This is a genomic window from Bordetella holmesii (assembly GCF_020735985.1).
GTDB lineage: Bacteria > Pseudomonadota > Gammaproteobacteria > Burkholderiales > Burkholderiaceae_B > Bordetella > Bordetella holmesii.
The window spans coordinates 2,062,977-2,087,720 of the sequence record NZ_CP085973.1 but is presented as its reverse complement, the minus strand read 5'-3'; the positions used below and the strand labels follow the sequence as shown (position 1 = coordinate 2,087,720).

General features: G+C 63.9%; 22 protein-coding genes and 3 pseudogenes. 9 read left to right on the top strand and 16 right to left on the bottom strand.

The annotated features are described in order from the left end of the window. Positions 1-14: 14 nt before the first annotated feature. Positions 15-440: a universal stress protein gene (locus tag LK440_RS10025; protein ID WP_005013109.1), complete on the bottom strand. Its 426-nt coding sequence runs from the start codon at positions 438-440 to the stop codon at positions 15-17. Positions 441-607: 167 nt separating this feature from the next. On the opposite strand from LK440_RS10025, the gene LK440_RS10020 reads away from it, so the two are divergent. Together LK440_RS10020 and LK440_RS10015 are read left to right on the top strand one after the other, a co-directional pair. Beyond that, positions 608-1,174, top strand: a complete 567-nt coding sequence (locus LK440_RS10020; RefSeq protein ID WP_005013111.1) for a chromate transporter — start codon at positions 608-610, stop codon at positions 1,172-1,174. Further along, a complete protein-coding gene (locus LK440_RS10015; RefSeq protein ID WP_005013113.1) occupies positions 1,171-1,695 on the top strand; it encodes a chromate transporter in 525 nt (174 codons plus the stop codon). Before LK440_RS10020 ends, LK440_RS10015 begins: the two co-directional genes overlap by 4 nt. A 15-nt stretch (positions 1,696-1,710) precedes the next feature. Here LK440_RS10015 and LK440_RS10010 read toward each other — a convergent pair. From LK440_RS10010 to LK440_RS09985, 6 genes and pseudogenes are all read right to left on the bottom strand, one after another. Beyond that, positions 1,711-2,835 (bottom strand): annotated as a pseudogene (locus LK440_RS10010) (methyltransferase). 48 nt (positions 2,836-2,883) lie between these two features. Beyond that, positions 2,884-3,144 (bottom strand): formate dehydrogenase subunit delta, encoded by a 261-nt coding sequence (locus tag LK440_RS10005; protein ID WP_005013122.1) that lies wholly within the window; start codon positions 3,142-3,144, stop codon positions 2,884-2,886. A gap of 27 nt (positions 3,145-3,171) precedes the next feature. After that, entirely contained in the window at positions 3,172-3,993 is an 822-nt protein-coding gene (fdhD, locus tag LK440_RS10000; RefSeq protein ID WP_005013125.1) for a formate dehydrogenase accessory sulfurtransferase FdhD, read from the bottom strand. 20 nt (positions 3,994-4,013) lie between these two features. Beyond that, positions 4,014-6,882: pseudogene (gene fdhF, locus LK440_RS09995) on the bottom strand (formate dehydrogenase subunit alpha). 10 nt (positions 6,883-6,892) lie between these two features. Beyond that, entirely contained in the window at positions 6,893-8,452 is a 1,560-nt protein-coding gene (locus LK440_RS09990) for a formate dehydrogenase beta subunit (RefSeq protein WP_005013128.1), read from the bottom strand. After that, positions 8,449-8,946 carry a formate dehydrogenase subunit gamma gene (locus LK440_RS09985; protein WP_005013137.1) on the bottom strand — a complete coding sequence of 166 codons (498 nt, stop codon included), beginning with the start codon at positions 8,944-8,946 and terminating at the stop codon, positions 8,449-8,451. The genes LK440_RS09990 and LK440_RS09985 overlap by 4 nt, the downstream gene beginning before the upstream one ends. Before the next feature lie 84 nt (positions 8,947-9,030). On the opposite strand from LK440_RS09985, the pseudogene LK440_RS09980 reads away from it, so the two are divergent. From LK440_RS09980 to mobA, 3 genes and pseudogenes are all read left to right on the top strand, one after another. After that, positions 9,031-9,519 (top strand): annotated as a pseudogene (locus LK440_RS09980) (substrate-binding domain-containing protein); the annotation flags it as partial. Positions 9,520-9,546: 27 nt separating this feature from the next. Continuing rightward, complete coding sequence (gene moaA / locus LK440_RS09975) at positions 9,547-10,626, top strand: GTP 3',8-cyclase MoaA (RefSeq protein ID WP_005013139.1); 1,080 nt, start codon at positions 9,547-9,549, stop codon at positions 10,624-10,626. Continuing rightward, positions 10,619-11,203, top strand: a complete 585-nt coding sequence (gene mobA, locus LK440_RS09970) for a molybdenum cofactor guanylyltransferase MobA (RefSeq protein WP_005013140.1) — start codon at positions 10,619-10,621, stop codon at positions 11,201-11,203. Before moaA ends, mobA begins: the two co-directional genes overlap by 8 nt. Here the strand turns inward: mobA and LK440_RS09965 are convergent. The 5 genes from LK440_RS09965 to moaC are packed head-to-tail and all read right to left on the bottom strand — an operon-like array spanning position 11,200 to position 14,106. Further along, positions 11,200-12,399, bottom strand: coding sequence for a molybdopterin molybdotransferase MoeA (locus LK440_RS09965; RefSeq protein WP_005013141.1), 1,200 nt, complete (start codon positions 12,397-12,399; stop codon positions 11,200-11,202). The two genes, mobA and LK440_RS09965, sit on opposite strands and share 4 nt — an antisense overlap. Beyond that, positions 12,396-12,914: a molybdenum cofactor biosynthesis protein B gene (gene moaB / locus LK440_RS09960; protein WP_005013142.1), complete on the bottom strand. Its 519-nt coding sequence runs from the start codon at positions 12,912-12,914 to the stop codon at positions 12,396-12,398. Before moaB ends, LK440_RS09965 begins: the two co-directional genes overlap by 4 nt. Beyond that, complete coding sequence (locus tag LK440_RS09955; protein ID WP_005013145.1) at positions 12,911-13,381, bottom strand: molybdenum cofactor biosynthesis protein MoaE; 471 nt, start codon at positions 13,379-13,381, stop codon at positions 12,911-12,913. Before LK440_RS09955 ends, moaB begins: the two co-directional genes overlap by 4 nt. A gap of 4 nt (positions 13,382-13,385) precedes the next feature. Beyond that, a complete protein-coding gene (locus tag LK440_RS09950) occupies positions 13,386-13,637 on the bottom strand; it encodes a MoaD/ThiS family protein (protein ID WP_025341388.1) in 252 nt (83 codons plus the stop codon). Next, the gene (gene moaC, locus LK440_RS09945) at positions 13,618-14,106 is read right to left on the bottom strand and encodes a cyclic pyranopterin monophosphate synthase MoaC (RefSeq protein ID WP_017685444.1); all 489 of its coding nucleotides are present in this window, start codon (positions 14,104-14,106) and stop codon (positions 13,618-13,620) included. Before moaC ends, LK440_RS09950 begins: the two co-directional genes overlap by 20 nt. Before the next feature lie 309 nt (positions 14,107-14,415). Here moaC and LK440_RS09940 point away from each other — a divergent pair, with 309 nt between their 5' ends. Next, on the top strand, positions 14,416-15,294 hold the full coding sequence (locus LK440_RS09940; protein ID WP_005013150.1) for a dienelactone hydrolase family protein: 879 nt from the start codon (positions 14,416-14,418) through the stop codon (positions 15,292-15,294). 2 nt (positions 15,295-15,296) lie between these two features. On the opposite strand, the gene LK440_RS09935 is transcribed toward LK440_RS09940, so the two are convergent. Then, positions 15,297-15,752 (bottom strand): hypothetical protein, encoded by a 456-nt coding sequence (locus LK440_RS09935; protein ID WP_005013151.1) that lies wholly within the window; start codon positions 15,750-15,752, stop codon positions 15,297-15,299. Positions 15,753-15,932: 180 nt separating this feature from the next. Between LK440_RS09935 and LK440_RS09930 the strand changes: the two genes are divergently transcribed. Both LK440_RS09930 and LK440_RS09925 read left to right on the top strand, forming a co-directional pair. Further along, a complete protein-coding gene (locus LK440_RS09930; RefSeq protein WP_005013152.1) occupies positions 15,933-16,436 on the top strand; it encodes a peroxiredoxin in 504 nt (167 codons plus the stop codon). A gap of 69 nt (positions 16,437-16,505) precedes the next feature. Beyond that, positions 16,506-17,927 carry an MFS transporter gene (locus LK440_RS09925; RefSeq protein WP_005019178.1) on the top strand — a complete coding sequence of 474 codons (1,422 nt, stop codon included), beginning with the start codon at positions 16,506-16,508 and terminating at the stop codon, positions 17,925-17,927. Positions 17,928-17,936: 9 nt separating this feature from the next. On the opposite strand, the gene LK440_RS09920 is transcribed toward LK440_RS09925, so the two are convergent. The 3 genes from LK440_RS09920 to LK440_RS09910 all read right to left on the bottom strand — a co-directional run bounded on the left by LK440_RS09920 (position 17,937) and on the right by LK440_RS09910 (position 21,497). Then, a complete protein-coding gene (locus LK440_RS09920; protein WP_005013153.1) occupies positions 17,937-19,088 on the bottom strand; it encodes a hypothetical protein in 1,152 nt (383 codons plus the stop codon). Between the two features lie 8 nt (positions 19,089-19,096). After that, positions 19,097-19,825, bottom strand: a complete 729-nt coding sequence (locus LK440_RS09915; RefSeq protein ID WP_005013154.1) for a helix-turn-helix domain-containing protein — start codon at positions 19,823-19,825, stop codon at positions 19,097-19,099. Positions 19,826-19,952: 127 nt separating this feature from the next. Then, positions 19,953-21,497 (bottom strand): alanine racemase, encoded by a 1,545-nt coding sequence (locus tag LK440_RS09910; RefSeq protein WP_005013155.1) that lies wholly within the window; start codon positions 21,495-21,497, stop codon positions 19,953-19,955. 159 nt (positions 21,498-21,656) lie between these two features. Here LK440_RS09910 and clpB point away from each other — a divergent pair, with 159 nt between their 5' ends. Continuing rightward, positions 21,657-24,260 (top strand): ATP-dependent chaperone ClpB, encoded by a 2,604-nt coding sequence (clpB, locus tag LK440_RS09900; protein WP_005013156.1) that lies wholly within the window; start codon positions 21,657-21,659, stop codon positions 24,258-24,260. The last annotated feature ends 484 nt before the right edge of the window (positions 24,261-24,744 follow it).

Sequence of the window (24,744 nt, the reverse complement as noted above, 5' to 3'; positions counted from 1 at the left end):
GGCGGGCGGGCCGCTCATTGCACCAGCGTGACCGGGCGATCAGCCAGGCGGACCACCTTTGTTGCCACGGATCCCAGCAGCACACTTGCAATCGAGCCCAGGCCACGGGTACCCATGACGATCTCGCTGGCCTGGCAGCCCTGTGCCACGTTGACGATGCACTCCGCGACCGCTCCGATTTCGTTATGTACGGAATAAGGCATGCCAGCCTTGTCCAGCATGTCCCGGGCGGCTTTCAGGGCGGTGGCGCTTTCTTCGGCCTGATAGGCGTCGATGTCTTCCTGGCGCAGGCCCAGATGCAGCCCCTGGCGCAATAAGGGCGGCTGAACGGTGACCAGGTGCACCTCGCCTAAATGGGGGTAGAGCCTGGAATCCAGTGCCGCGGCCAGGGCCCGCAAAGCATGGTCCGAACCATCGACAGGGACGACGACCGGTTTCATGATTTTCCTCCGTGACAGGCGCCAGACAGGCGCATCTGCTTACACTGTAAATCACAATGGCAAAGCGCGCCTGCCGTGCTCATGGTGCAGGATTTGCTCCTGACGCGAGCCAGGAGTAGGCTAGCCGCCCCACTTGAATCCCCTTGCTCGAGACCCGCGCGCCACCCATGACAGCCATGACTTCCGAGGTCGATAGCGGCCGCCAGCGGCCGACCTGCGGTCAGCTTTTCTATGGGTTTTTCCGCCTGGGCATTTCCGCATTTGGCGGCGCGTTGCCGCTGGCACGGCGCATGCTGGTGAAAAAAGAGCGCTGGCTTACGGAAAACGAGTTCACAGACCTTCTGGGGCTGTGCCAGTTTCTGCCCGGCGGCAACATCATCAATCTGTCGGTTGCGGTGGGCGCCCGCTTTCATGGTCCGCGCGGCGCGTTGGCGGCGCTGATGGGTTTGATACTGGCTCCGTCGATCATCGTGATCATGCTGGGAAGCGTCTATCAGCGCTATGAGGGCGACCCTCATATTCAGCATATGTTCGCCGGCCTGGCTGCCGCCGCCGCAGGGCTGCTGATATCCATGGCCGTCAAGATAGCCCGGCCTTTGCGGGGCAACTGGCCGGGAATCGCGATCGCGCTGGCCTGCTTTGCCGCGATCGCGGTTCTGCGATTGCCCCTGCTGCCCTCCATGATGCTGCTTACTCCATTGAGTATTTTCCTGACTTGGCGGAGGCGGCGATGATGTCGGTACTGATATCGCTGGCCCTCATTTTTACTCAGTTATCGCTGCTGGCTTTCGGTGGCGGCAATACCATCCTGCCTGAGATGCAGCGTCAGGTGGTCGACGTGCATCATTGGATGTCGGCTGCCGACTTCGGCGCGCTGTTTGCGCTGGGGCAAGCCGCGCCGGGCCCCAATCTCATGGTCGTCACCCTGGTGGGGTGGCATGTGGCGGGCTGGATGGGGGTGCTGGTCACGACGATAGCCAAGTTCGGGCCGTCTTCGGTGATCGTGGTGCTGGCGCTGGGCCTGTGGGAGCGCTTCAAAGAAAAGCCCTGGCGGGCCGTGGTGCAGGCGGGGATATTCCCCATGACCGCAGGCCTGATGGCTGCTAGCGCGGCCCTGATCACCTACGCTTCGGTACATGATTGGGTCACGGCGGCCATCGCGGCGGGCGCGGCGCTGTCGGCCACGCTTACTCGCGTGCATCCCTTGTGGCTGTTGGCAGCAGGGGCGTTGACAGGTCTGCTGCTGGGCGGTTGAGGCCGCCGTCGGGTTTCAGGCGCAGCCCAGGCGCCAGAGTGAGGTCAATTCGCGCGAGCGAGCCATGTGCAAGGGGTCGCTGGCGTCCAAGGCGCGCGGATGGGCGGGCCGTGCAGTATGGCGCTGCAGCACGCGCAGACCCGCCTGCGCAATCCAGTTCTGCAGATCGTCCGGCCCGCGCAAGCCAAGATGTTCGGCCAGATCGGAGAGGATGAGCCAGCCTTCGCCGCCAGGCAGCAAATGAGCAGGCAGCCCCTGCAGAAATGCGCGCAGCATGCGGCTGTCTGGGTCGTAGACGGCGTGCTCGATGGGCGAGCTGGGTTTGGCGGGAAGTCAGGGCGGGTTGCATACGACAAGCGCCGCGCGGTCAGAGGGGAACAGGTCGGTTTGCTCCAGGCGTACCCGCCCGGTCAAGCCCAGCCGTTGCAGGTTGTCGCGCGCGCACTTCAGGGCGCGGGGATCCACATCCGTGGCGACGACCGGGTGCGGGCTTCGGCGCGCCAGTACGGCCGCCAACACGCCTGTACCGGTGCCGATGTCGAAGATGGGCCCTTGCGGCAGAGGGGCCTGTGCCACCAGATCGATATATTCGCCGCGTACCGGCGAGTAGACCCCATAGCAAGGATGGATGGTTTGGCCTCCAAGCGCGGCCACGGGCACTCCCTTTTTATGCCATTCGTGCGCGCCGAGCAGGCCTTGCAGCTCACGCAATGACATCAGGCAGGGGGCGTGGACGCCGGCCGCTTCGCAGGCCGGTGCGATCTGCGGCGCGCGCCGCAAATCCAGTGTGTGGCCGGTGCCGATTTCGATCAGCAGTTTACCGAGTGTGCGTGCCCGTTGCCCCTGCCACATGCGGTGCTGATTGAAACGTTCGCGCGGCGTTTCGGCCAGTTTGGGCGGCCGTTTGTCCATGCGTCGGGTCATGGCTTGCAGTAACTGTCGGGCATTCTGAAAGTCGCCGCGCCACAGCAGCGCCGTGCCTTCGCAGGCCTTGCGGTAAGCCACGTCCGCGGGGAGGCGGTCGTCGATGACGTCGATGCGCGTGAGCACGGCAGCCCCGCTTTCCGATTGCCAGCGCGCCTGGCGCTCGGCGCCATCGGCGTCGGTCCAACGGACCAAGGGGGTGGGGAGGGAAGACATAGGCTGGCAATGTAGCCGGTTTTCAGCCTTGCCGGGGCCGGGGCCCGCTCAGCGGCGGCGAGGCTGGCGTGGCGTCAAGCGGGCCGTATTCCGGATGACCGACTGGCGCAGCAGGGGGTGCAGGCTGACGCCGGGCGCTAGGCCATCGGGGTGAGCCACCAGAAAGTCCAGCAACTGCCAACGCATGCGGGGCTCCCAGAACTTTTCGATGTGATTGGCGATGCCTTCGAGCGCTTCGTCCGGATCGGGGTAGGCCTCGAAGAAATCGCCGATACGGTTGGCCATGCGAATGAGGTTATTGGCGTCCATGAGGATTCGGTTCAGTGCGGCCGGGGTTTAGACAAGTCGGCCAGGATGGGAGTAGAGCGTGGCGTTTTCACCGCGGACGAAACCCACCAGGGTCAGCCCCGTCTGCTCCGCCAACCGTTGGGCCAGCGCCGTGGGGGCGGACACGGCGGCTAGCACACCGATGCCGGCGCTGGCGGTCTTTTGCACCATTTCGAAGCTGGCGCGGCTGGAGACGACAACCATGCCCTGCGCGCCTGGCAGGCCAGCGCGCGCGAGGGCGCCGACGAGTTTGTCCAGGGCATTGTGGCGTCCCACGTCCTCCCGCACCACGTGCAGCACACCCGTGGCGTCGGCCCAGCCGGCGGCATGAGTCGCGCCAGTGGCTTCGTGCAGCACTTGTCGGGCGCGCAGGGCGCGCATGGCCGCCAGCAACCCGGCCAACGGTAGCGCAGGCATCGCAGGCAAGGGAGTGACCTGTCGCAGTACTTCGGGCAGGGTTTCGACGCCGCACAGGCCGCAACCGGTACGTCCGGCCATGGCGCGGCGCCGTTGCTTGAGCCGGACTTCGCATGCCGTGGCGATTTCCAGCTGCACCACGATTCCGTCGCAGCGAGCATCCAGATCGATGCCGCGCACGTCACTGGCGACATCGACGATGCCTTCGCTCAAGGCAAAACCCAATGCGAAGTCTTCCAGATCGGTTGGTGTGGCCAGCATCGTGGCATGGCTGATGCCATTGAATTCCAGTGCCACCGGCGTTTCCTCGGCCAGTCTGTCCGTTTCGCAATGTGGTTGCCTGCGTTCATCGCGCACGCGCAACACCGCTACCTCGCGATGGTCGGGCCAGATGATGGTCTCGGGGGCGGTCATGTCGGGATATCTCCGTGCCGTTATTTCCCGGCCAGAACGGCGGTGTCGCGATCGCTCAGCAGGCGTTGTTGCGTCTCGGTAAATCGCGTCCATTGCCGTTGCCATTCCGACGGCTGCGAGACTCGGGTGACCTGCACTGCTGTCACTTTGTACTCGGGGAAGTTGGTGGCCCAGTCCGAGTTGTCGGTGGTCACCACGTTGGCGCCGGATTCCGGGAAGTGGAAGGTCGTATATACCACGCCGGGTTGGACGCGGTCTGTCAGCGTGGCGCGCAGCACGGTCTCGCCTGCGCGACTTTGTATTCCCACCCAGTCGCCTTCGCGCACTCCGCGGTCTTCCGCGTCCTGCGGATGGATTTCCAGCAGGTCTTGCGCATGCCAGCGCACATTCTCCGTGCGGCGGGTTTGCGCGCCCACGTTGTATTGCGACAGGATCCGGCCCGTCGTGAGCAGCAACGGAAAGCGGCGTGTGCTGCGCTCGTCCGTGGCGACATAGCGCGTGATCATGAAACGGCCCTTGCCCCGCACAAAAACATCGACGTGCATGATGGGGGTGCCGAGCGGGCTGTCCGCGTTGCAGGGCCATTGCAAGCTGCCTGCCTGATCGAGTTTTTCGTAGCTCACCCCGGCAAAGGATGGCGTCAGACGTGCGATTTCAGCCATGATCTCGCGGGGGTGACCGTAATGCATGGGGTAGCCCAAGGCGTTGGATAGTGCCATGGTGATTTCCCAATCGGCCAGACCGTTGCGCGGCTCCATGACTTTGCGCACGCGCGAGATACGACGCTCTGCATTGGTGAAGGTGCCGTCCTTTTCCAGGAAGGACGAGCCTGGCAGAAAGACATGGGCGTATTTGGCCGTTTCGTTCAGGAATAGATCCTGCACGACGATACACTCCATGGCCGACAGCGCGGCAGCCACGTGTTGAGTATTCGGGTCGGACTGGACGATATCTTCGCCCTGGCAGTACAGGCCCAAAAAACTGCCCGCGAGCGCAGCCTCGAACATATTGGGGATACGCAGACCCGGTTCGGGTTGCAGCGTCACGCCCCAATCGTTCTCGAAGAGCTGTCGGGCGTCCTCATCCGAGATATGGCGGTAGCCGGGAAGCTCATGCGGAAAAGACCCCATGTCGCAAGAGCCCTGCACATTGTTCTGCCCGCGCAGCGGATTGACGCCCACCCCGTCGCGCCCGATGTTGCCGGTGGCCATGGCCAGGTTGGCGATGGCCATCACCGTGGTCGAGCCCTGGCTGTGTTCGGTCACGCCCAACCCGTAGTAGATGGCGGCGTTGCCGCCCCTGGCGTACAGCCTCGCCGCGCCGCGCACGATCTGGGCCGGTACACCGGTGATCTCTTGGGTGGCTTCTGGCGCATGCTCGGGGCGACTGACGAAGGTTTTCCATTGTTCGAACGCAGCCGTCTCGCAGCGCTCGGCCACGAACGACTCGGCGACCAGCCCTTCGGTGACGATGACATGGGCCAGGGCAGTCAGCAGCGCGACATTGGTTCCGGGTCGAACTTGCAGGTGGTAGTCGGCCTTGATGTGCGGCGAGTCGACCAGTTCAATGCGACGCGGGTCGATGACGATGAGCTTGGCACCCTGGCGCAGCCGCTTTTTCAGGCGTGACGCAAACACAGGATGGCCGCTGCTTGGGTTGGCACCCATCACAATCACCACGTCGCTGTGCATGACCGAGTCGAACGTCTGCGTGCCGGCAGATTCCCCCCAACGTCTGCTTGAGCCCATATCCGGTGGGCGAGTGACATACCCGCGCGCACGTGTCGACGTTATTGGTATTGAAGGCGGCGCGGATCAGCTTTTACACCAGCCAGGTTTCTTCATTGGTGCAGCGCGACGACGTGATGCCGCCCACGGCGTCACGTCCATGCTCGGCCTGGATGCGGCGGAACTGCGCCGCGGCGTATTGAATGGCTTCGTCCCACGAGATCTCCTGCCAGGGATCGCTGATGCGTTCCCGGATCATGGGCTTGAGCACGCGCTCGCGGTGTGTGGTGTAGCCCCAGGCAAAGCGGCCTTTGACGCAAGAGTGCCCGCGGTTGGCTTGGCCGTCCTTCCAAGGCACCATGCGCACCACTTCCTGGCCCTTCATTTCCGCTTTGAAGCCGCAGCCGACGCCACAATACGCACAGGTGGTAATGACGGCGTGCTCGGCTTGGCCCATCATGATGACGGTCTTCTCCTGCAGGGTGGCGGTCGGGCATGCCTGCACACAGGCTCCGCAGGACACGCACTCGCTGTCCATGAAGGGTTGATCCTGTCCTGCCGACACGCGCGCCTCGAATCCCTTTCCAGATAGGGTCAGGGCAAAGGTGCCCTGCGTTTCCTCGCAGGCGCGCACGCAACGGCTGCACACGATGCACTTGGACGGGTCATAGCTGAAATACGGATTGGATTCATCCTTGGCAGACTGCAGGTGATTGGCGCCATCATGGCCGTAGCGCACGTTGCGCAGGCCCACCACACCAGCCATATCCTGCAGCTCGCAGTCGCCATTGGCCGCACAGGTCAGGCAGTCCAGAGGATGGTCGGAGATGTAGAGCTCCATCACGCCTCGGCGCAGTTCATGGAGTTTGGCCGTTTCGGTCACGACCACCATGCCGTCTTCGACGGGGGTCGTGCACGACGCGGGATAGCCGCGCCGGCCCTCGATCTGCACCAGGCAGAGCCGGCAGGAGCCGAACGCTTCCAGGCTGTCGGTGGCGCACAGCTTGGGGATGTTGATGCCCGCTTCAGCGGCAGCGCGCATGACCGACGTGCCTTCAGGCACCGAGATCGCCTGGCCGTCTATGGTCAGGCTGACCAGGCGTTGGGCCGTGCGGGCAGGGGTGCCCAGATCACGGTCGCGTTTGAGGACGGTTTCCAGCATGACGGCTCCTTCACGCGGCCAGAGGGGTGTGCCCGAAGTCTTCGGGGAAGTGATTCAGGGCCGACAGCACGGGGTATGGGGCCATGCCGCCCAGCGCGCACAATGAGCCACCGAGCATGGTGTCGCAGAGGTCGCGCAAGAGATGGACTTGCGCCTGGCGTGCCGGGCCGCCCGCGATGATGCGGTCCAGCGTCTCGACGCCACGCGTCGAGCCGATGCGGCAAGGCGTACATTTGCCGCATGACTCGGCGGCGCAGAATTCCATGGCGTAGCGCGCCATGCGTGCCATATCCACGCTGTCGTCGAAGGCGACCACGCCGCCGTGGCCCACCATGGCCGAGATGGCGGCATAGGCCTCGTAGCCCAATGGCACATCCCATTGGTCTTGCGGCAGGTAAGCGCCCAAAGGGCCCCCTACCTGGGCAGCGCGCAATGGCCGGCCGCTGGCGCTGCCACCCCCGAAGTCGTAGAGAAGTTCGCGCAGACTCAGGCCAAACGCCTTTTCGACCAGGCCGCCGTGCCGGATGTTGCCGGCCAGTTGGAAGGGTAGGGTGCCATGTGACCGCCCGACGCCATAGTCGCGGTAGTAGGCCGCGCCGCGCGCCAGGATGGTGGGCACGGTTGCCAGCGAAATCACGTTGTTGATGACAGTGGGCTGACCGAACAGCCCGCGTATCGCGGGCAGCGGCGGTTTGGCGCGCACCACACCACGCTTGCCCTCCAGGCTTTCGAGCAGGGAAGTCTCTTCGCCGCAGATATACGCGCCTGCCCCCTGGCGGACGTCGAGATCGAAGCGCCGACCGCTGCCATGGATGTCGTCGCCCAACCATCCCACCTCGCGTGCGCGCTGTATCGCCGTGCGCAATGTGGCGATCGCATGAGGGTACTCGGAGCGCACATAGATGTAGCCATATTCGGCGCCCACAGCCAGTCCGGCAATGGTCATGCCCTCTATGAGCGCGTACGGATCGCCTTCCATGAGCAGACGGTCCGCAAACGTGCCGGAATCGCCCTCGTCGGCATTGCAAACGATGTATTTGGTGGGCGAGGATGCGTTCAGTACCGTGTTCCACTTCACGCCGGTGGGAAAGGCCGCGCCGCCGCGCCCGCGCAGGCCGGACGCCGTGACGGCCTCGACGATCTGCGCGGCCGTCATCGTGAGGGCGCGCTCCAGCCCGGCCAGGCCGCCATGTGCCGCGTAGTCCAGGATGGATAACGGGTCCGTGATGCCTACCCGCGCGAACGTCAGCCTTTCCTGGCGGCGCAGATAGGGGATGTCTTCGGTGAATCCCTGGCACAGCGGATGCGCGGTCTGACCGCCGAGCCAGCCCGCGGCAAATAACGCACTGACCTCGCCGGTCGTTACCGGGCCGTAAGCCACGCGACCTTGCGGCGTCTGGATTTCGACCAAAGGCTCCAGCCACAACAAACCACGTGAGCCATTGCGCACCAGCTCAACGGACTGCTCCAGGCGGGCCGCTTCGGCCATGATGGCCTGGGCCACGGCGTCAGCGCCTACCGCCAGCGCGGCCGCATCCCGGGGAACATAAATCCTTACAGGGCCCGTCATGCTTGCCTCGACGCATCGATCAGTCGGTCCAACCCGTCGACGCTCATGCGCGCATAGGGACGGCCATCGAGCATCAGGGCCGGCGATTGCGCACACAGGCCCAGACAATAGGCGGGGTCCAGGCTGTAGGCGCCATCGGCGCTTTTGCCGTGGAAATCACAGCCCAGGCGGGAGCGGGCATGGGCGGCCAGGGCCTCGCCGCCCATGGCCTGGCAGGCTTCGGCGCGGCAGATCTGCAGCCGGTGGCGGCCGCCCGGTTCGCTGCGGAAGTCCGGATAAAAGGTGATCACGCCATGGACCTCGGCGCGCGACAGGGACAGCGCCTCGGCCAGGGTGGCGACGGCCTGGGGCGGGATGTAGCCCAGCGCATGCTGCACGGCATGCAACAGAGGCAGCAACGCGCCGGGTTGATCGGCATGGCTGGCCGCCAGATCGCGAACGAGGGCGATGACATCGGGCGCAGAAGTCTGCGCGGGGGTACAGGCCGTGGACATGGAGTCTCCTGACAGCGTTGCGGCACCGTGCCGACGCTAGAACCGTTTGCTTGCTGGCAGTCATCCGCTTAATATGCAAATATAAACATATTAAACATCCTGGCCGTGCGCAACACGGGTTTTTTCGTCATGGCCGGCAATCCCAAGGGTATCGGTGGGGTGGAGGACCTGGCGCGCGCCGACGTGCGTTTCGTCAATCGTCAGATGGGGTCGAGTACCCGTTACCTCGCCCACCTGCTGTTGCAACGTCACGGGATCGACATTGCCCGCGTGCAGGGCTTTCAGACCAATGAGTTCACGCACATGGCGATCGCCGCGCATATCGCCAGCGGGATGGCCGATGTCGGCATGGGGGTCGAAACGGCGGCACGCCGCTTCGGCCTGGATTTCATCCCGCTGGTGCAGGAGCGGTATTTCTTCGCTTTACGGCGGGCGGATCTGGAGCAGCCCGCGATGCAGGATTTCGTGACGGCCTTGCGTAGTCCCGCCTATCTGAACGACATCGGCGCTTTGCCCGGCTACGACGCCGCGGACTGCGGCCGGCTTCTGACGCTGGCCGAGGCGTTTCCCTGACCGCGCCGCAAGGGCTATGATCTTCTAATGGCTTCCGTGATCTATCTTGCCGATGAGCGACCCGCCGCCATTACGCCGCCGCGTGAGGGTGAGCCGGTGCGCGACCGCCGTGCGCGCCCATTGCGCGATTTGCGTATCTCGGTCACGGATCGCTGCAACTTTCGCTGCACCTATTGCATGCCGCGCGAGATCTTTGATGCGAACTATCGCTTTATGCCGCATTCGGCATTGCTGTCGTTCGAAGAAATCACCCGCGCCGCTCGGATTTTCGTGCGCTTGGGCGTGGAAAAAATCCGCCTCACCGGCGGCGAGCCCTTGCTGCGCAAGGACGTCGATAAACTGATCGCCATGCTGGCGCAGTTGCGCACGCCGCAGGGGCAGCCTCTGGATCTGACACTGACCACCAACGCCAGCCTGTTGGCGCGCAAGGCCGAGGCGCTCAAGGCCGCCGGGCTGTCGCGCGTCACGGTCAGTCTGGACGCTCTGGACCCGGCTCGGTTTGCGCGCCTTGCCGACTCCACCTACACCCCCGATGACGTGTTGCACGGTATTGATGCCGCGGCTCGTGCGGGGTTGCCGGTCAAGGTCAATATGGTGGTGCGCCGCGGCCTCAATGACGACGAAATCCTGCCGATGGCACGGCGCTTTCGTCATAGCGGCCACGTGTTGCGCTTTATCGAATACATGGATGTGGGCAACAGCAATGGCTGGAACGTCGCCGAGGTGTTGCCCAGCGACGAACTGCTGGCCAGGCTGGGCGAGCAGTTCGAGTTGCAGCCCATCGATGATGCGCCCATGGGCAGAGTGGCCGAGCGCTGGCGCTATGCCGATGGCGCCGGAGAGATTGGCGTCATCTCCAGCGTGACCCATGCTTTTTGCGGCGGCTGTACGCGAGCGCGTCTGTCGCCGGAGGGGCAGTTGTTTCTTTGCCTGTTTGCCTCGCGCGGTCATGACGTGCGTGGCCTGTTGCGCGGCCTTACCCGCGATGAGGACGTCGCCGCCGCTCTGGCCGGGGTCTGGTCGGTGCGGGACGATAACTATTCGGAACGGCGTGGTCTGGCCACTACGCAACGCGAAAAAATCGAAATGAGCTATATCGGTGGCTGATAACTCGATCGCGGGTCTGATTCTGGCCGGAGGGCAGGGCCGACGTGTCAACGAGGCCGATAAAGGCTTGCTGCTATGGCGGGGCAAGCCACTGGTGGCGCATGTGGCCCAGCGCCTGGCTCCGCAGGTCAGCCAGCTCATCGTCAGCGCCAATCGCCATATCGCGACCTATGCCGCATTCGGCCAGGTGGTCAGCGATGATAAGCAGTTTGGTGCATGGCAAGGGCCGCTGGCCGGGCTGGCGGCGGGGCTGGCCGTGTGCCGCCACCCATGGCTGGTCTGCGTGCCTTGCGATACACCGTTGATCCCCCACGACCTGGCGGCACGCCTGACCGGCGCGGCCATTGCGGCCCAGGCCCCTTTGGCCGTGGCAAGTTGCCAGGGGCGGCGCCATGCCGTGTGCATGGCGTTGCGGCCGGCCCTATTGCCGGATCTGCGCGCCTATTTGGCCGGTGGCGATCGCAAGGTGGCATGGTGGCAGGACAGGGCGGGCGCCGTCGAAGTCGCCTTCGATGATGCGCCCGCCGCCTTTCTCAACCTGAATACTGCCGAGGATTTCGCTTTCGCGCAGGGCTAGGATTGCCAGTAGCGAAAGTCGTAATACCGGACCGCGGTGCCGTCGCTGATGTCGGTATCGTAAGGCAGGCGTGCCAGGCCGCTGGCCCAGGGTAGCGAACTCATCACCCCTGATCCCTGCTTGGCGTACGGATGCAGTTGCGGGGCCTGGCCGGCGTCGTACTGCACTCGTAGAAACTCTTCGCGGCCATCGCGGCGCGTGTGCTCGGTGCGCAGGGGTATCCAGTCCACGCGCGGATGGGTGGTGCTGCGGCCCTGCATGCGGCGCACCAGCGGCGAGACCAATACCGTAAAGACGGCATAGGCCGATACCGGATTGCCAGGCAGGCAAACCAGGGGCTTGCCCTGGATATGAGCCAATGCGACCGGTTTGCCAGGTTTCATACGGACTTTCCAGAGCACCAGCGTCGCGCCCATGGCCTCCAGTACCGGTTTGACCAGATCGCGCTCGCCAACCGATACCCCACCCACACTGAGGACGAGGTCGCAGTCCTGCAGCAGGCGAGCAAAGGCGGCATTCAGACTGGCCTGCTCATCGCGGGCGTGCAGGACATGGGTGGCTTCAGCGCCCATGCCTTCTGCCAATGCCGCCAGCATGGCGCCATTGGAGTTGTAGATTTGCTGGTCCTGCCGGGGCGAACCTGGAAAGACCAGCTCATCGCCGGTGGTGAGGATGCCTACCCGCAAGCGCCCGTAAACCTCGGCTTGCGCCAGCCCTTGCGACGCCAGCAACGCGATATGCGAGGCCTGCAGCACTGTGCCGGCAGCCAGCAACGCCTGCCCGGCGGTCGTGTCTTCGCCACGTTTACGTACATGCTGTCCGGCTCTGGGAGGCTGCAGGATCTCGACCTTTCCGTCGGTTTCGCGCGTGTCCTCTTGCATGACGACGGTGTCGGCGCCCGGCGGCATGAGGCTGCCCGTAAACAGCCGTGCGGCCTGGCCCGGCGGCAGGACGGCGGGCATATCACCGGCGAAGATACGCTGGCTCACGGGCAATGCGCGGCCGGCTTCGTAGTCGGCGTAACGCAGTGCGTAGCCGTCCATGGCGCTGTTGTCGGCCGGGGGCAGGTCCAGGCCAGCCTGAATGTCTTGTGCCAGCACCCGGCCAGCGAGACTGGCCAGGGGCAGGATTTCGCGCCGTGTGATGGCGTCGGCGGCCTTGGCCAATTGTGCCTGGGCCTCGTCGAACTCCATCATGATGCTTCCCTGCGCGCGAGGTGCGTGGCAAAGTTGCAAGGTTTGTGTCGGCTGTCCAGTTGTTCGGCGATGATGCGGCTCCAGGCCGTCTGGCAGGCACCGTTGGAGCCTGGCATGCAGAAGATCACGGTATTGTTGGCGTATCCGGCCAGCGCTCGCGACTGGATGGTCGACGAGCCGATCTCTTCATAGGACACCTGGCGAAACAGCTCGCCAAAGCCGTCGATCTCTTTGTCGAACAACGGACGCACGGCCTCGGGCACGGAATCTCGGTGCGAAAACCCGGTGCCGCCCGTGGTCAGAATCACCTGTACCTGCGGATCGGCGATCCAGTCGCTCATGACGCGGCGGATCAGGTAGACATCGTCACGCACGATTTCGCGGCGCACGCACATGTGGCCGGCGTGGGCGAGATTGTGGGCCAGAAGATTGCCTGAGGTGTCGTCTCCGGCGCTGCGCGTGTCACTGACGGTGAGCACGGCGCAAGCCAGCGAAACAGTGTTTTCGGTAGTCATGGTTTGTCCTTGTTCTCTTCCCAGGCGTGGGTGCGGGTGTCGTCCTCGACGCGCTGCTGGACCCAGAACCGATTGCCATCGGCCAGCGTTTCGCGTTTCCAGAAAGGGGCGCGCGTCTTGAGCGCATCGATCATGAACTCGCAGGCCTGGAAGGCATCTCCCCGGTGGGCGCTGGCTGCCGCGACGAAAACAATCTGGTCTTCGCGGGGCAGGGCGCCGATCCGATGGGCGATGACGGTGCCGGCCAGCTGCCAGCGCTCGCGCGCGCGGCGGGCAATCGCTTCGAGCTCGCGCTCGCACATTCCGGGATAGTGTTCGAGGTAGAGCGTTTCCGTGGCCTGTCCGGGGGCGTAATCGCGCACATAACCCGTGAAGGTCACCAGTGCGCCTGCCTGGGAGCCGGCTTTGGCACGTAGACCGGCGGTAAGGGCGGCCGTGTCGAAATCGGCCTCCTGGACGAGGATCATAGTCTCAGCCTCCAGTGACGGGTTCGAAGACCGCCACCTCGTCGTCTGCGGCCAGCGCCACCGGCCCTTTGACATGCGTCTGATTGACAGCGAGCCTTAAGCGGTTCGCTTCGGACAACTGCGGATAGCGCACAGCCAGATCTTCGACCAACTGGACGGTATTCGCCGGCTGCGGCAGAGGCAGGCGCTCGGCGCGCTTGCCCAGCAGCTCCGCCACGCGAGCGAAGTACAACATATCAATCGTTGCGCCATTCACCGCTTTTTCCTCCCGCCTTGTACGCCAGGCGAACCTGTTCGATCACGATGCCCTTGTCTGCCGCCTTGCACATGTCGTAGATGGTAAGCGCGGCGACGCTGCAGGCCGTCATGGCCTCCATTTCGACGCCGGTCTTGTAACGGGTGCGGCAGGTGGCCCGGATGTCGATCCGGTGCGCCTGGTCGTCCAGCGAGAACTCGATGCCCACGAAGGACAGCGGCAAGCTATGACACAAGGGGATCAATTCGGCGCAGCGTTTGGCCGCCAGCACCGCGGCCACACGGGCGGTGTTGAGCACCTCACCTTTGCCCTGGCCAGGTTGGGTCAGCAGCCCGTAGGCCTGGGGACTCATGCGCACCGCGCCTTGCGCGATGGCGACACGATCGGATTCGGTCTTGTCGCCGACATCGACCATGCGAACCTGGCCGCTTTCGTCCAGGTGGCTCAGAGTGGGTAAGGTGTCAGGCATCTCAAAAACGGAAGATCAGAATAAGGGATGGCTCGAAGCCGCGCCGGCTGGCGCGCAGCCTTATGATAGACGAGCCCAGTCTAGGACGCGATAATCCCCGGCAAACTTGGCGGTGGCGCCTGTGTTTCACAGGATGTTCCGCGCCAACGGGCGCGCACAGGGGCAGGTTGCGTTCGAAAACCGGTGCAGCCAAGGTCGGGATGGCCGGATAGTCAACGTCGCACTCGTGCGGGATGCTGAGGGCATCTGGGATGGCAAACCTCCACGGGTCGATTTCTCACGGAAGTGGTTCCATCGGGAGGTTGTTTCATGGTTTTGAAGGACGCAGAGTTCGACAGTCTTTTGCCGCCCCTGAGGCTTGGCCGGCGCGGCTTTCTCGCCACCGGCCTGGCCGCCGGCTTTTCGTTGGCCGCCGGGCCGGCCGTGGCTCAGACGGCCATTACTACCGACAGCAAGGGCTTGGTGGCCGGGCCGGTCGACATCCCCACGACCGACGGCACAATGCCTGCCTATCGCGCTGCGCCGCAAGGCAAGAGCGATCTTCCCACGCTATTGGTGGTCTCGGAGATTTTCGGCGTACACGAATACATCCAGGACGTCTGCCGCCGCCTGGCGCACCAGGGATATCTGGCGATCGCGCCGAAGCTCTTTGCCCGTCAAGGCGATCCGTCCAAGCATGCCGATATGGCGTCTTTGCGCGCCGAGATCATCGACAAGGTGGCTGACGCACAGGTGATGGCCGATCTGGATGCCACGGCCACCTGGGCTGCCGCACATGGCGCAAACGCCTCCAGGCTGGGCATCCTGGGGTTCTGCTGGGGCGGGCGCATTGTCTGGCTCTATGCCGCGCACCGCCCAGGCTTGTTGGCAGGGGCGGCCTGGTATGGTCAGTTGGGTGGCGCAAGCACCGGGCTGAAGCCGCGGGCGGCACTGGACGTTGTACCCGCGCTCCAGGCTCCCGTGCTGGGCGCCTACGGTGGCAAGGACGCAGGTATTGCGCTGGCCGATGTGGACAAAATGAAGGTCGCGCTAGCCAAGGGCCCCCCAGCCGCTCAGAAGTCGCGCATCGATGTTTATCCCGATGCCCCGCACGCGTTTCATGCGGATTATCGGCCCAGCTTTCGCAAAGCCGAGGCCGAGCAGGCTTGGCGACGCATGCTGGACTGGTTCAAGCAGAACGGGCTCTGAGCTCAGCGTGCCGGCGCCTGCGGCAGGCCATCGGTGACTTCAGCGATGGCCTGCTTCATTTCGCCATAACCGATGGCCCGCTCGCGCTGGAAGCTGCCCAGCACGCCGGCGCAGCCATCCACGCTGGCCTGGCGCATCTGTTCCATCATCTGCCGACCCGTTTCCTGGCCCTGGGTAAATCGCGCCTTCAAGGCCGCAGTGTCGTAACGGTATTCCTGGGCGTAGCGTTTCAGGTTCACTTGCCAGTTGGATTCGTGCTGCAGCAGATCGGGTTGGGACGCGCCACACAGGCGGGCCGCGCCATTGGTGGCCCCGGCGGCCGCGACGACTTGTTCGAAGGTTGTCTGTCCGTCAGGAGCAGCCAGGGTTTGCGCCTGGGCCGATGACGTCAGGGCGGCCACTGCAATCCATAGGGCTCGCATGTTGGGATCCTCCGTCGCGTGTTCGCAACGTTTCATTATGACCATCCGTGGGCAGATCAGGGGTTGCAGCCCGGTTTGCAGACGTTTCAGTATGTGCACAGGCTTTTCCCGAGCGCTGTCATCCCCGCCCACGCGGACACGATCTATGATGGAGGTCGAGCCGCGACAGCGGCACGCTTCCAATCAAATAGATAATCGTTCCTGTTGGAGAAATTCATGACTATTTCCGTTGGCGACCGCGTACCGGACGGCACGCTCACCGAGTTCATCGAAACCGAAACGGCGGGCTGCCAGCTCGGCCCCAACCCCTTCCAGGTCGCCGATCTGACGCGTGGCAAGAAGATCGCGTTGTTCGCGCTGCCGGGGGCGTTCACCCCGACTTGCTCGGCCAAGCATCTGCCGGGTTATATCGCCCAGGCCAAGGCTTTTGCCGACAAGGGCGTGGACGAAATCTGGTGCGTGGCCGTCAATGACGCTTTCGTCATGGGCGCCTGGGGCCGTGAGCAGCAGGCCACGGGCAAGGTGCGCATGCTGGCGGATGGGTCGGCCTTGTGGACGCGTGAGCTTGGCCTGGAGCTGGATCTCATTGCCCGTGGCATGGGTGTGCGCTCGCAGCGTTACTCGGCCCTGATCGAAGACGGCGTGGTCACGAAACTGAATATCGAAGGCCCGGGCAAGTTCGAGGTCAGCGATGCCGACACCTTGCTGTCCCAGATTTAACGGTTTTCAGGGGGCCGGCGGTCCGGTCTCCCGTGCAGCCCCTGCGTATCCTCTGCTGCCCGCCTGCCCATGCTATCGACCATATCCTCGTTTTCCTCGCTTTACGTCGCCACCCTGCTGATGCTGGTCGGCACAGGTCTGTTCAATACCTATATGGGACTGACATTGACGGCACGATCCGTCAACGAAGTCTGGATCGGCTCCATGATCGCGGGGTATTACCTGGGTCTGGTCTGCGGCGCACGGCTGGGGCATAAGCTCATCATTCGCGTCGGGCATATTCGTGCTTTCGTGGCGTGTGCGGCGGTGGCCACCAGCATGATTCTGCTGCAGGCCCAGATAGACAGCCTGCCGGTGTGGCTGCTGCTGCGTCTGATCTCGGGCGTCATGATGGTCACCGAGTTCATGGTCATCGAAAGCTGGCTCAATGAACAGACGGAGAACCACCAGCGTGGCCGCGTGTTTTCGGTCTATATGGTGGTCTCCGGCCTGGGGACGGTGCTGGGGCAGTTGGCGCTCACGTTTTATGCCGTGCTGGATGACGGGCCGCTCGTACTCGTGGCGATGTGCCTGGTCCTGTGCCTGGTACCGATTGCCGTTACCGCGCGCTCCCACCCCCCGACCCCACGGCCTGCGCCACTGGATTTCTTTTTCTTCGTCAAGCGGGTGCCGCTGGCCATGACCGTGCTGTTCGTGGCCGGCAACTTGAGTGGCGCATTCTATGGCCTGGCACCGGTGTACGCGGCCAAGCACGGCCTGGCCACCTCCCAGGTTGCGTTGTTCGTGGCTGTCTCGGTAACAGCCGGGCTGCTGTCGCAGTGGCCCATAGGATGGCTGTCTGACCGGATCAATCGCGCTGGCTTGATCCGGTTCAACGCCGCGGTTCTGGTGCTGGTGCCGGTTTTCATGTGGGGTTGGCTGGATTTACCCTTCTGGCTGCTGCTTTGCTTGTCGGCGCTGTTGGGCGTGCTGCAGTTCACGCTTTACCCGCTGGGCGCGGCGCTGGCCAACGACCACGTCGAAGCCGAGCGCCGCGTGAGCCTGAGCGCCGTGCTGTTGATGGTCTATGGGGTAGGGGCTTGCCTGGGACCCCTGGTGGCGGGCGTTCTGATGTCGTTGGGGGGGCACGCCATGTACTACGTGTTCGTGCCAGTGTGCGCCCTCATTCTGGTCTGGCGGGTACGCCCGAGCGCCGTCACGGGCTTGCATCAGGTCGACGAGGCGCCGGTGCATTTCGTGCCGATGCCCGATACGCTGCAGTCGTCGCCGGCCATGGTCACACTCGATCCCCGTGTGGATGTCGAGGTGGACCCTGCGATGGAAATGCTTACGCCTGAGGCTGACGTCGTGCAGCCGCCTGCGCCTGCTGCCGAGCCACCGGCGGGTACTGCCGCCTTCGACAATGTCGTGGCCGAACCTGGCGAGGCCGCCACGGTGCTGCCTGCCGACGGTGCGGTGCCGTCTGAGGGATCCAAGGCCGCGGGAGGCTGAAGCAGGCGATCAGCGCGTGATGGGCAGGCAGGCAGCGCCCTGGGTCAGCGGCGCACTGGTTTCGCCCAGCAGCGCGCGCGCGCCGCAGGTCGAGCCAAACATGGCCGCCACGTTGTGGCCAGTGCCCACCACCTCCTGGGCCTGATGCGCCAGTGCCGGCCATTCGGCGTGACGTTGCGCGATGGCAACTTCATAGCGCCAGTGGCCCAGCCCTCGCGCCCAGCGCGTGGCACCCTGCGCTTCGGCGCCGCAGGTTTTGTCCAGAAACTGATGTTCGGGATTGTTGTCGGCGCTGCCCAGCAGATAGGTGACGTTGCGAGCGGCATAGCGCGGCGCCAGGCGCGCCGGATCGCCGGTGCGCAAGTAGCCTGGGAGCTGATCCAGACCGTACTTGTATTGATTGTAGGTGGGGCAGATGCCACGTTCATAGGGCGCGAACCCCCGCCCATCGGCACGCGGGCGTTCGGCCGTGAGGTACAGATAGGAGGAGGGGTTGGCCACCACATAGCGGACGTCCAGGCCTTTGTTTCGCAGGTCGTCATCCACGTTGTTCAAGACCGCATACCGCTGGATGAGTTGCGCGCCGGCGGAGTGCCCGGGAAGCACCACGGTGCGTAAGGCCGGCAGCCGTTCGGCACTGGCCAGTTCGTGCAACAGGTCATCGAGCACCTGCATGGAACTGACCGGCGCAGGGCGTCCTTTGACCTGCATACTGAGTTCGCCGTCCTCCCAACTGGCACGCCGCCAGGCCGGCATATGGCCGAAGCCGGTGTCTATCGCACTGGAAAACTTGGGGGCGATGATCAGCGTGTCATCCAGACGCTCCGGATTGTTGCCCATGAGTGCAGATACCGCCTCATAGGAGCGTGTGGCGTCCCGCTTGATCCCGTGCACGACGATGACCAGCCGCCGTACGCCGCGCAAATCATCGCGTTTGAGGTTCTTGCTGGCATAGACCGGGAAGGGGTAGCGCTGTTCGGGGCGGCCCAGCTCAAGTGCGCGCCAAGGCGGCGTAGGCTGCTGTTGCGCGGCGACCGGTTCCTCGTAGGGATCCCGCTCTTCGGTGGCGGGCAGCAGGGTCTGTGCAAGCGCGGCGGCCACAGGCATGCCCGAGCAGGCCGCGGCCAGAATCAGGCGGGACCACCCTTGGCTAGGCGTCATGGGGCGCGTCAGCAGTGCTCGTGGCCAAGCAGTTGGCGCAGACCGGGCAGATCGAGGAGTTCGACTTCGCGCTGGTTGATGCGGATCAGGCCTTCGCGGGCAAAGCGCGAGAACAGCCGGCTGACCGTCTCCAGCGTCAGGCCCAGGTAGTTGCCGATTTCTTCGCGGCTCATGCGCAGAACGAATTGGGTCGAGGAATAGCCCAGCGCGGCATAACGTTGCGACAGGTTCAGCAAAAAGGCGGCCAGACGCTGCTCGGAGCGCATCGATCCGAGAGTGGCCAGCATCTGGTGCGAGCGGGTGATTTCGCGGCTCATGAGGCGGCGAAACTGTTGCTGCAAGCTGGGCAAGTGGTGGGCGACGCGATCGATTTCAGACAGGCGGATGACGCAGACTTCCGAGTCCTCCAACGCCACGGCGTTGGAGACATGGCGCGACTCCAGCATGCCATCGAGCCCGACGATTTCGCCAGGCAGATGAAATCCCGTGATCTGAAGTTGACCGCTGGCGTCTTCGAGCTGAGTCTTCAGTGACCCATAGCGCACGCCATAGACGGCATCCAGCGCCGCGTCCAGTTCGTAAAGGGTGTGGCCTTTCTCGATGCGCACGCGCTCTTTGATCAGATCGTCGAGCTTTTCGACCTCGGCCGCGGCCATGCCGATAGGAATGCAGACATGGCCGAGCATGCAGCTGGAACAATGTGCGGCGTCGGGCGTGATAGGAACCCGCTTGAGCATTCGTGACCTCGTCGTCTTGACACACCGGCTTGCGGAAGCACTGGCACGGTTTATTTTCGTTAGATTGTAGTCTTCTTTGCAGAATTTCGCCGATTTATGCCTCTAACGGCCAAAGAGTCGCAAGGCATCACCAACCTGCAAACCTTGCCCAGATACCCTCGATGCGATCGCCTCCCTGGCGCACCAGGTGATAGCGCGGGTGCTGGGCGCCGGTGGCGCACGCATGGTTGGACAGGATGCGCAGCAATGTGCCCACGGGGTAGGCGGCGACGAGGTCGGCGACGGCCCCCTGCTCGATGCTGAGCACCCCGTGCTCTTGATTGGCGTCGCTCATGCGCAGCCCGGAGATAGGGCGGCCCAGACGGTCGCAAACCAGGCCATAGCCCTGGTCCACTGGCTGGCGGGCGGTGCCTCGGTCGCGGCTCATGGCCATCCAGCCGCCGTCGGTGATGATCCAGCCCCGGTCCGGTTGGTGGCCCAGCACCGTTACCAGAACCGACAGCGCGATCTCGTCGATGGTGCAGGCGCCGATCCCGGCCATGACCAGATCAAAGAACATATACACCCCGGCGCGTAGCTCGGTGACGCCATCGAGCTTGTGCGCATACCGGGCCGTGGGGGTGGAGCCCACGCTGACGATGGGGCAGGCATGGCCCTGGGCGCGCAAGCGTTGTGCCGCGTGCACGCAGGCGGCCCGTTCTTGCTCGGCCAGCGCCACGATGGCTTCGCGGCTGCGGCAGTTATAGGATTCCCCCGCGTGGGTAAGCACGCCGGCCAGGGTTACGCCGCCCACGCGCAGGATGTCTGCGATGATCAGCAGTTCGGGATCGTCAGGCTTGAGGCCGCTGCGATGGCCGTCGCAATCGATCTCCAGCAGGCAGGGCAGATCAAGGCCGAGGCGGCTGCGCGCCTCGCACACGGCCTCGGCCGCGATGCGGTTGTCGAGGATGATCTTCAGGTCGCAGCCGGCGCGGCGCAGGCGGCCAACATGATCAAGCTTGTTGGGGGTGATGCCCACGGCATACAGAATGTCCGTAAAACCTGCCGCAAAAAATTGGTCCGCTTCCTTCAGTGTAGATACGGTGATCGGACCGGTTCGTCCGTCGCCGGCCGCCAGCGCCACTTCGATGCATTTGGCCGTCTTGACGTGAGGCCGCAGGGTCACACCCAACGCGGCGGCGCGCGCGCGCATCATGGCCGTGTTGGCGTGCAGCCGGTCGATGTCCAGCAGCAACGCCGGTGTTTCGAGCGCATCGACAGCGGCGGCTTGGCGTGCAGCGCGATAGGAAACCCAGTCGTCATCGGTGATGCCCGGGGCGTCCTGAAGATGGGCCGGGTCCACGGGGTAGTATTGACAGCGTATCGGACCTTGCGTGGTTTGGACCGCGATCTCGGTGCGCATGAAGCAGGAGCCGCCTGGCGCGCCGACATCTTCGATATGGTCGAGCAGGGGCAGCAATTGCGGATCGATTTGATATATGTCACCCATCACCCAGCGGCCGTCTGCGACGGGCACCAGGCCGGGCCAGTCACCAAAATCAACCAGGTAACCTGGCACGCGCCCCTGTCCCAGCGCGCGAGGCTGGGGCAAGCCGTGGCGGGCGGCAACGTGATTCAGATCATTGATTTCGCCGCTGCGTAGCGTGCCGTAGACAAAAACGTTTATGCTCATCAGAACCGCCTGTGGTTGTAGGCGGTAGTGTAAGTCACTGTAAGTCGATTTTCAGCGTGCGCCGGGCAGGCCTTGAAAAGCCCCTGTTTGGCCGCACATTTAGGTCATCGAGCCGGCTGAGGGTTATGGCATGGCTCTCATCACTGCCAACCGACTACTATGCGATTCGACAAAGTTACCACCAAGTTCCAGCAAGCCCTGGCGGACGCGCAAAGCCTCGCGGCCCGCAATGACAATCCCTATATCGAACCCGTCCATGTGCTGGCCGCGTTGCTCGCTGACGCCGACAGCGGTGCGGGTAGCCTGCTGGCGCGCGCCGGCGTGGCCGTCAACCGGCTGCAGCCCGCACTGGAAACCGCCATGCGGGCGCTACCCCAGGTCGCCGGTGACGACAACGTGCAGATCAGTCGCGACCTTCAGGCCGTGTTGACGCGCACCGACAAAGAGGCCGCGCGCCGGGGCGACACCTTCATCGCCAGCGAGTTGTTCCTGCTGGCATTGGCCGATGACAAGGGCGAAGCCGGGCGCATCCTGCGTGAAGCCGGCCTGCAGAAAAAAGCGCTGGAGACCGCCATCGATGCTGTGCGGGGCGGTGAAAAAATCTCCGAGGCCGAGGGGGAGTCCAACCGCGAGGCCTTGTCCAAGTACACCATGGATCTCACCGAGCGGGCCCGAGAGGGCAAGCTGGACCCGGTCATTGGTCGTGACGACGAAATTCGGCGCACCATTCAGATTTTGCAGCGCCGCACCAAGAACAATCCCGTACTCATCGGCGAGCCGGGCGTAGGCAAGACCGCCATCGTCGAAGGGCTGACCCAGCGCATCGTCAACGATGAGGTGCCCGAGACGCTGCGTGGCAAGCGCGTGCTGTCGTTGGATCTGGCGGCCTTGCTGGCAGGCGCGAAGTTCCGCGGCGAATTCGAAGAACGTCTGAAGGCCGTCCTCAAAGAGCTTTCACAGGACGATGGGCAAAACATCGTCTTTATCGATGAGTTGCACACCATGGTCGGCGCCGGCAAGGCCGAGGGCGCCATGGACGCGGGCAATATGCTCAAGCCGGCGCTGGCGCGCGGCGAACTGCACTGCATCGGCGCGACCACGCTGGATGAGTACCGCAAGTACATCGAGAAGGATGCCGCGCTGGAGCGCCGCTTCCAGAAAGTGCTCGTGGGCGAACCCGACGTGGAGTCGACCATCGCCATTCTGCGCGGCTTGCAAGAGCGCTACGAAATCCACCACGGCGTGGAGATCACCGATCCGGCCATTGTCGCGGCGGCCGAGTTGTCGCACCGGTACATCACGGATCGCTTCCTGCCCGACAAGGCTATCGATCTGATCGACGAGGCCGCGTCGCGCATCCGCATGGAAATCGACTCCAAGCCCGAAGTGATGGACAAGCTGGATCGTCGCATCATTCAGCTCAAAATCGAGCGCGAGGCCGTCAAGAAAGAAACCGATGATGCGTCCAAGCGCCGTCTGGCTGTCATCGAAGAGGAACTCGAGCGCCTGCAGCGCGAGTACAACGACTACGAAGAAATCTGGAAGGCCGAGAAGGCTGCGGTGCAGTGCACGCAGTCCATCAAGGAAGAAATCGACCGCGTACGCGCCGACATGGCCGAGCTGCAACGCAAAGGGCAGTTCGACAAGCTGGCCGAGTTGCAGTATGGCAAGCTGCCTGAGCTCGAAGCGCGCCTGAAGGCGGCCGATATGGCCGAAGAGGACGTCGAGCGCGCGGAGGTCGCCGGCGGTAAGCCGCGCCTGCTGCGCACGCAGGTCGGTGCGGAAGAGATCGCCGAGGTCGTCTCGCGTGCCACGGGCATTCCGGTGTCCAAGATGATGGAAGGCGAGCGCGACAAGCTGCTGCACATGGAAGATGCGCTGCATCAGCGCGTGGTGGGGCAGGAGGAGGCTTGCAGCCTCGTGGCCGACGCCATCCGTCGATCGCGGGCAGGGCTGGCCGACCCCTCCAAACCGTATGGCTCTTTCCTGTTTCTGGGGCCGACCGGCGTAGGCAAGACCGAACTGACTCGAGCGCTGGCCGATTTCTTGTTCGACTCCGAAGAGCACATGATCCGCATCGACATGAGCGAGTTCATGGAGAAGCACTCGGTGGCTCGCCTCATTGGCGCGCCCCCGGGCTATGTGGGTTACGAAGAAGGCGGCTATCTCACGGAAGCCGTGCGCCGCAAACCCTACAGCGTGGTCTTGCTCGATGAAGTAGAAAAAACGCATCCGGATGTGTTCAACGTCCTTCTGCAGGTGCTCGATGATGGGCGTCTGACCGATGGGCAGGGTCGTACGGTGGACTTTCGCAATACCGTCATCGTGATGACCTCCAATCTGGGTTCGCAGCAGATCCAGAGCATGACGGGCAAGCCCTATGAGGTGATCAAGGACGTAGTGATGGAAGAACTCAAGCAGACGTTGCGGCCCGAGTTCCTCAACCGCATCGACGAAGTGGTGGTTTTCCACGCCTTGGACGCGCAACACATCGAGTCCATCGCGCGCATTCAGATCAGGCGTCTGGCCGAGCGCCTGGAGAAGCAGGAGATGCAGTTGGAGGTCACCGACACGGCGTTGTCGGAAATCGCCCGCGTGGGTTTCGACCCGGTGTTCGGCGCGCGGCCACTCAAGCGCGCCATTCAGCAGCAGATCGAAAACCCTGTGGCCAAGCTTATTTTGCAAGGGGTGTTCGGGCCGCGCGATGTCGTGCCGGTCGACTATCGCGACGGCAAGTTCGTCTTTACGCGCACGCTGCAGTAAAGGCACTCCAAGGCTAAGGCCGGGCGCGATGAGCGGCACCCCAAGAGTTGGACACCCATCCGGCCCTTGGGGTGTTTTTCATGGCGACTACGATGAGCAAGTCCAGCGGTCCGTGAACAAACCAACGATGCGTCACGGATGTGACCGAGTTCGGTATTCGAAGCGACAGGCGGTATCTCTCGCCTGTGCAGGACCGGTCTAACGGTGGCATCGTGTTCTATACGATTCAGCGGCACCGCCCTTCGCGCGGGTGAGCCGTATGCCCAGAAAGGCGCCGGCCATGCCTGCCTGGCCGTACCCACTCGTCGAACGGAGTCTGATGCAGAGGATGTTCCCCTACGCGAAACTGGCTTGACTCCGCGGTGGGGGACGTTGCCTGAATCGTTGAGCGGCAACGCCGTCCACGCATCGACAAGAATTGGTATCGGGTGGATTTGCTGTTGTTTCATCGCAAGGCGCGCTGCGAGGTTGTCATTGACCTGCA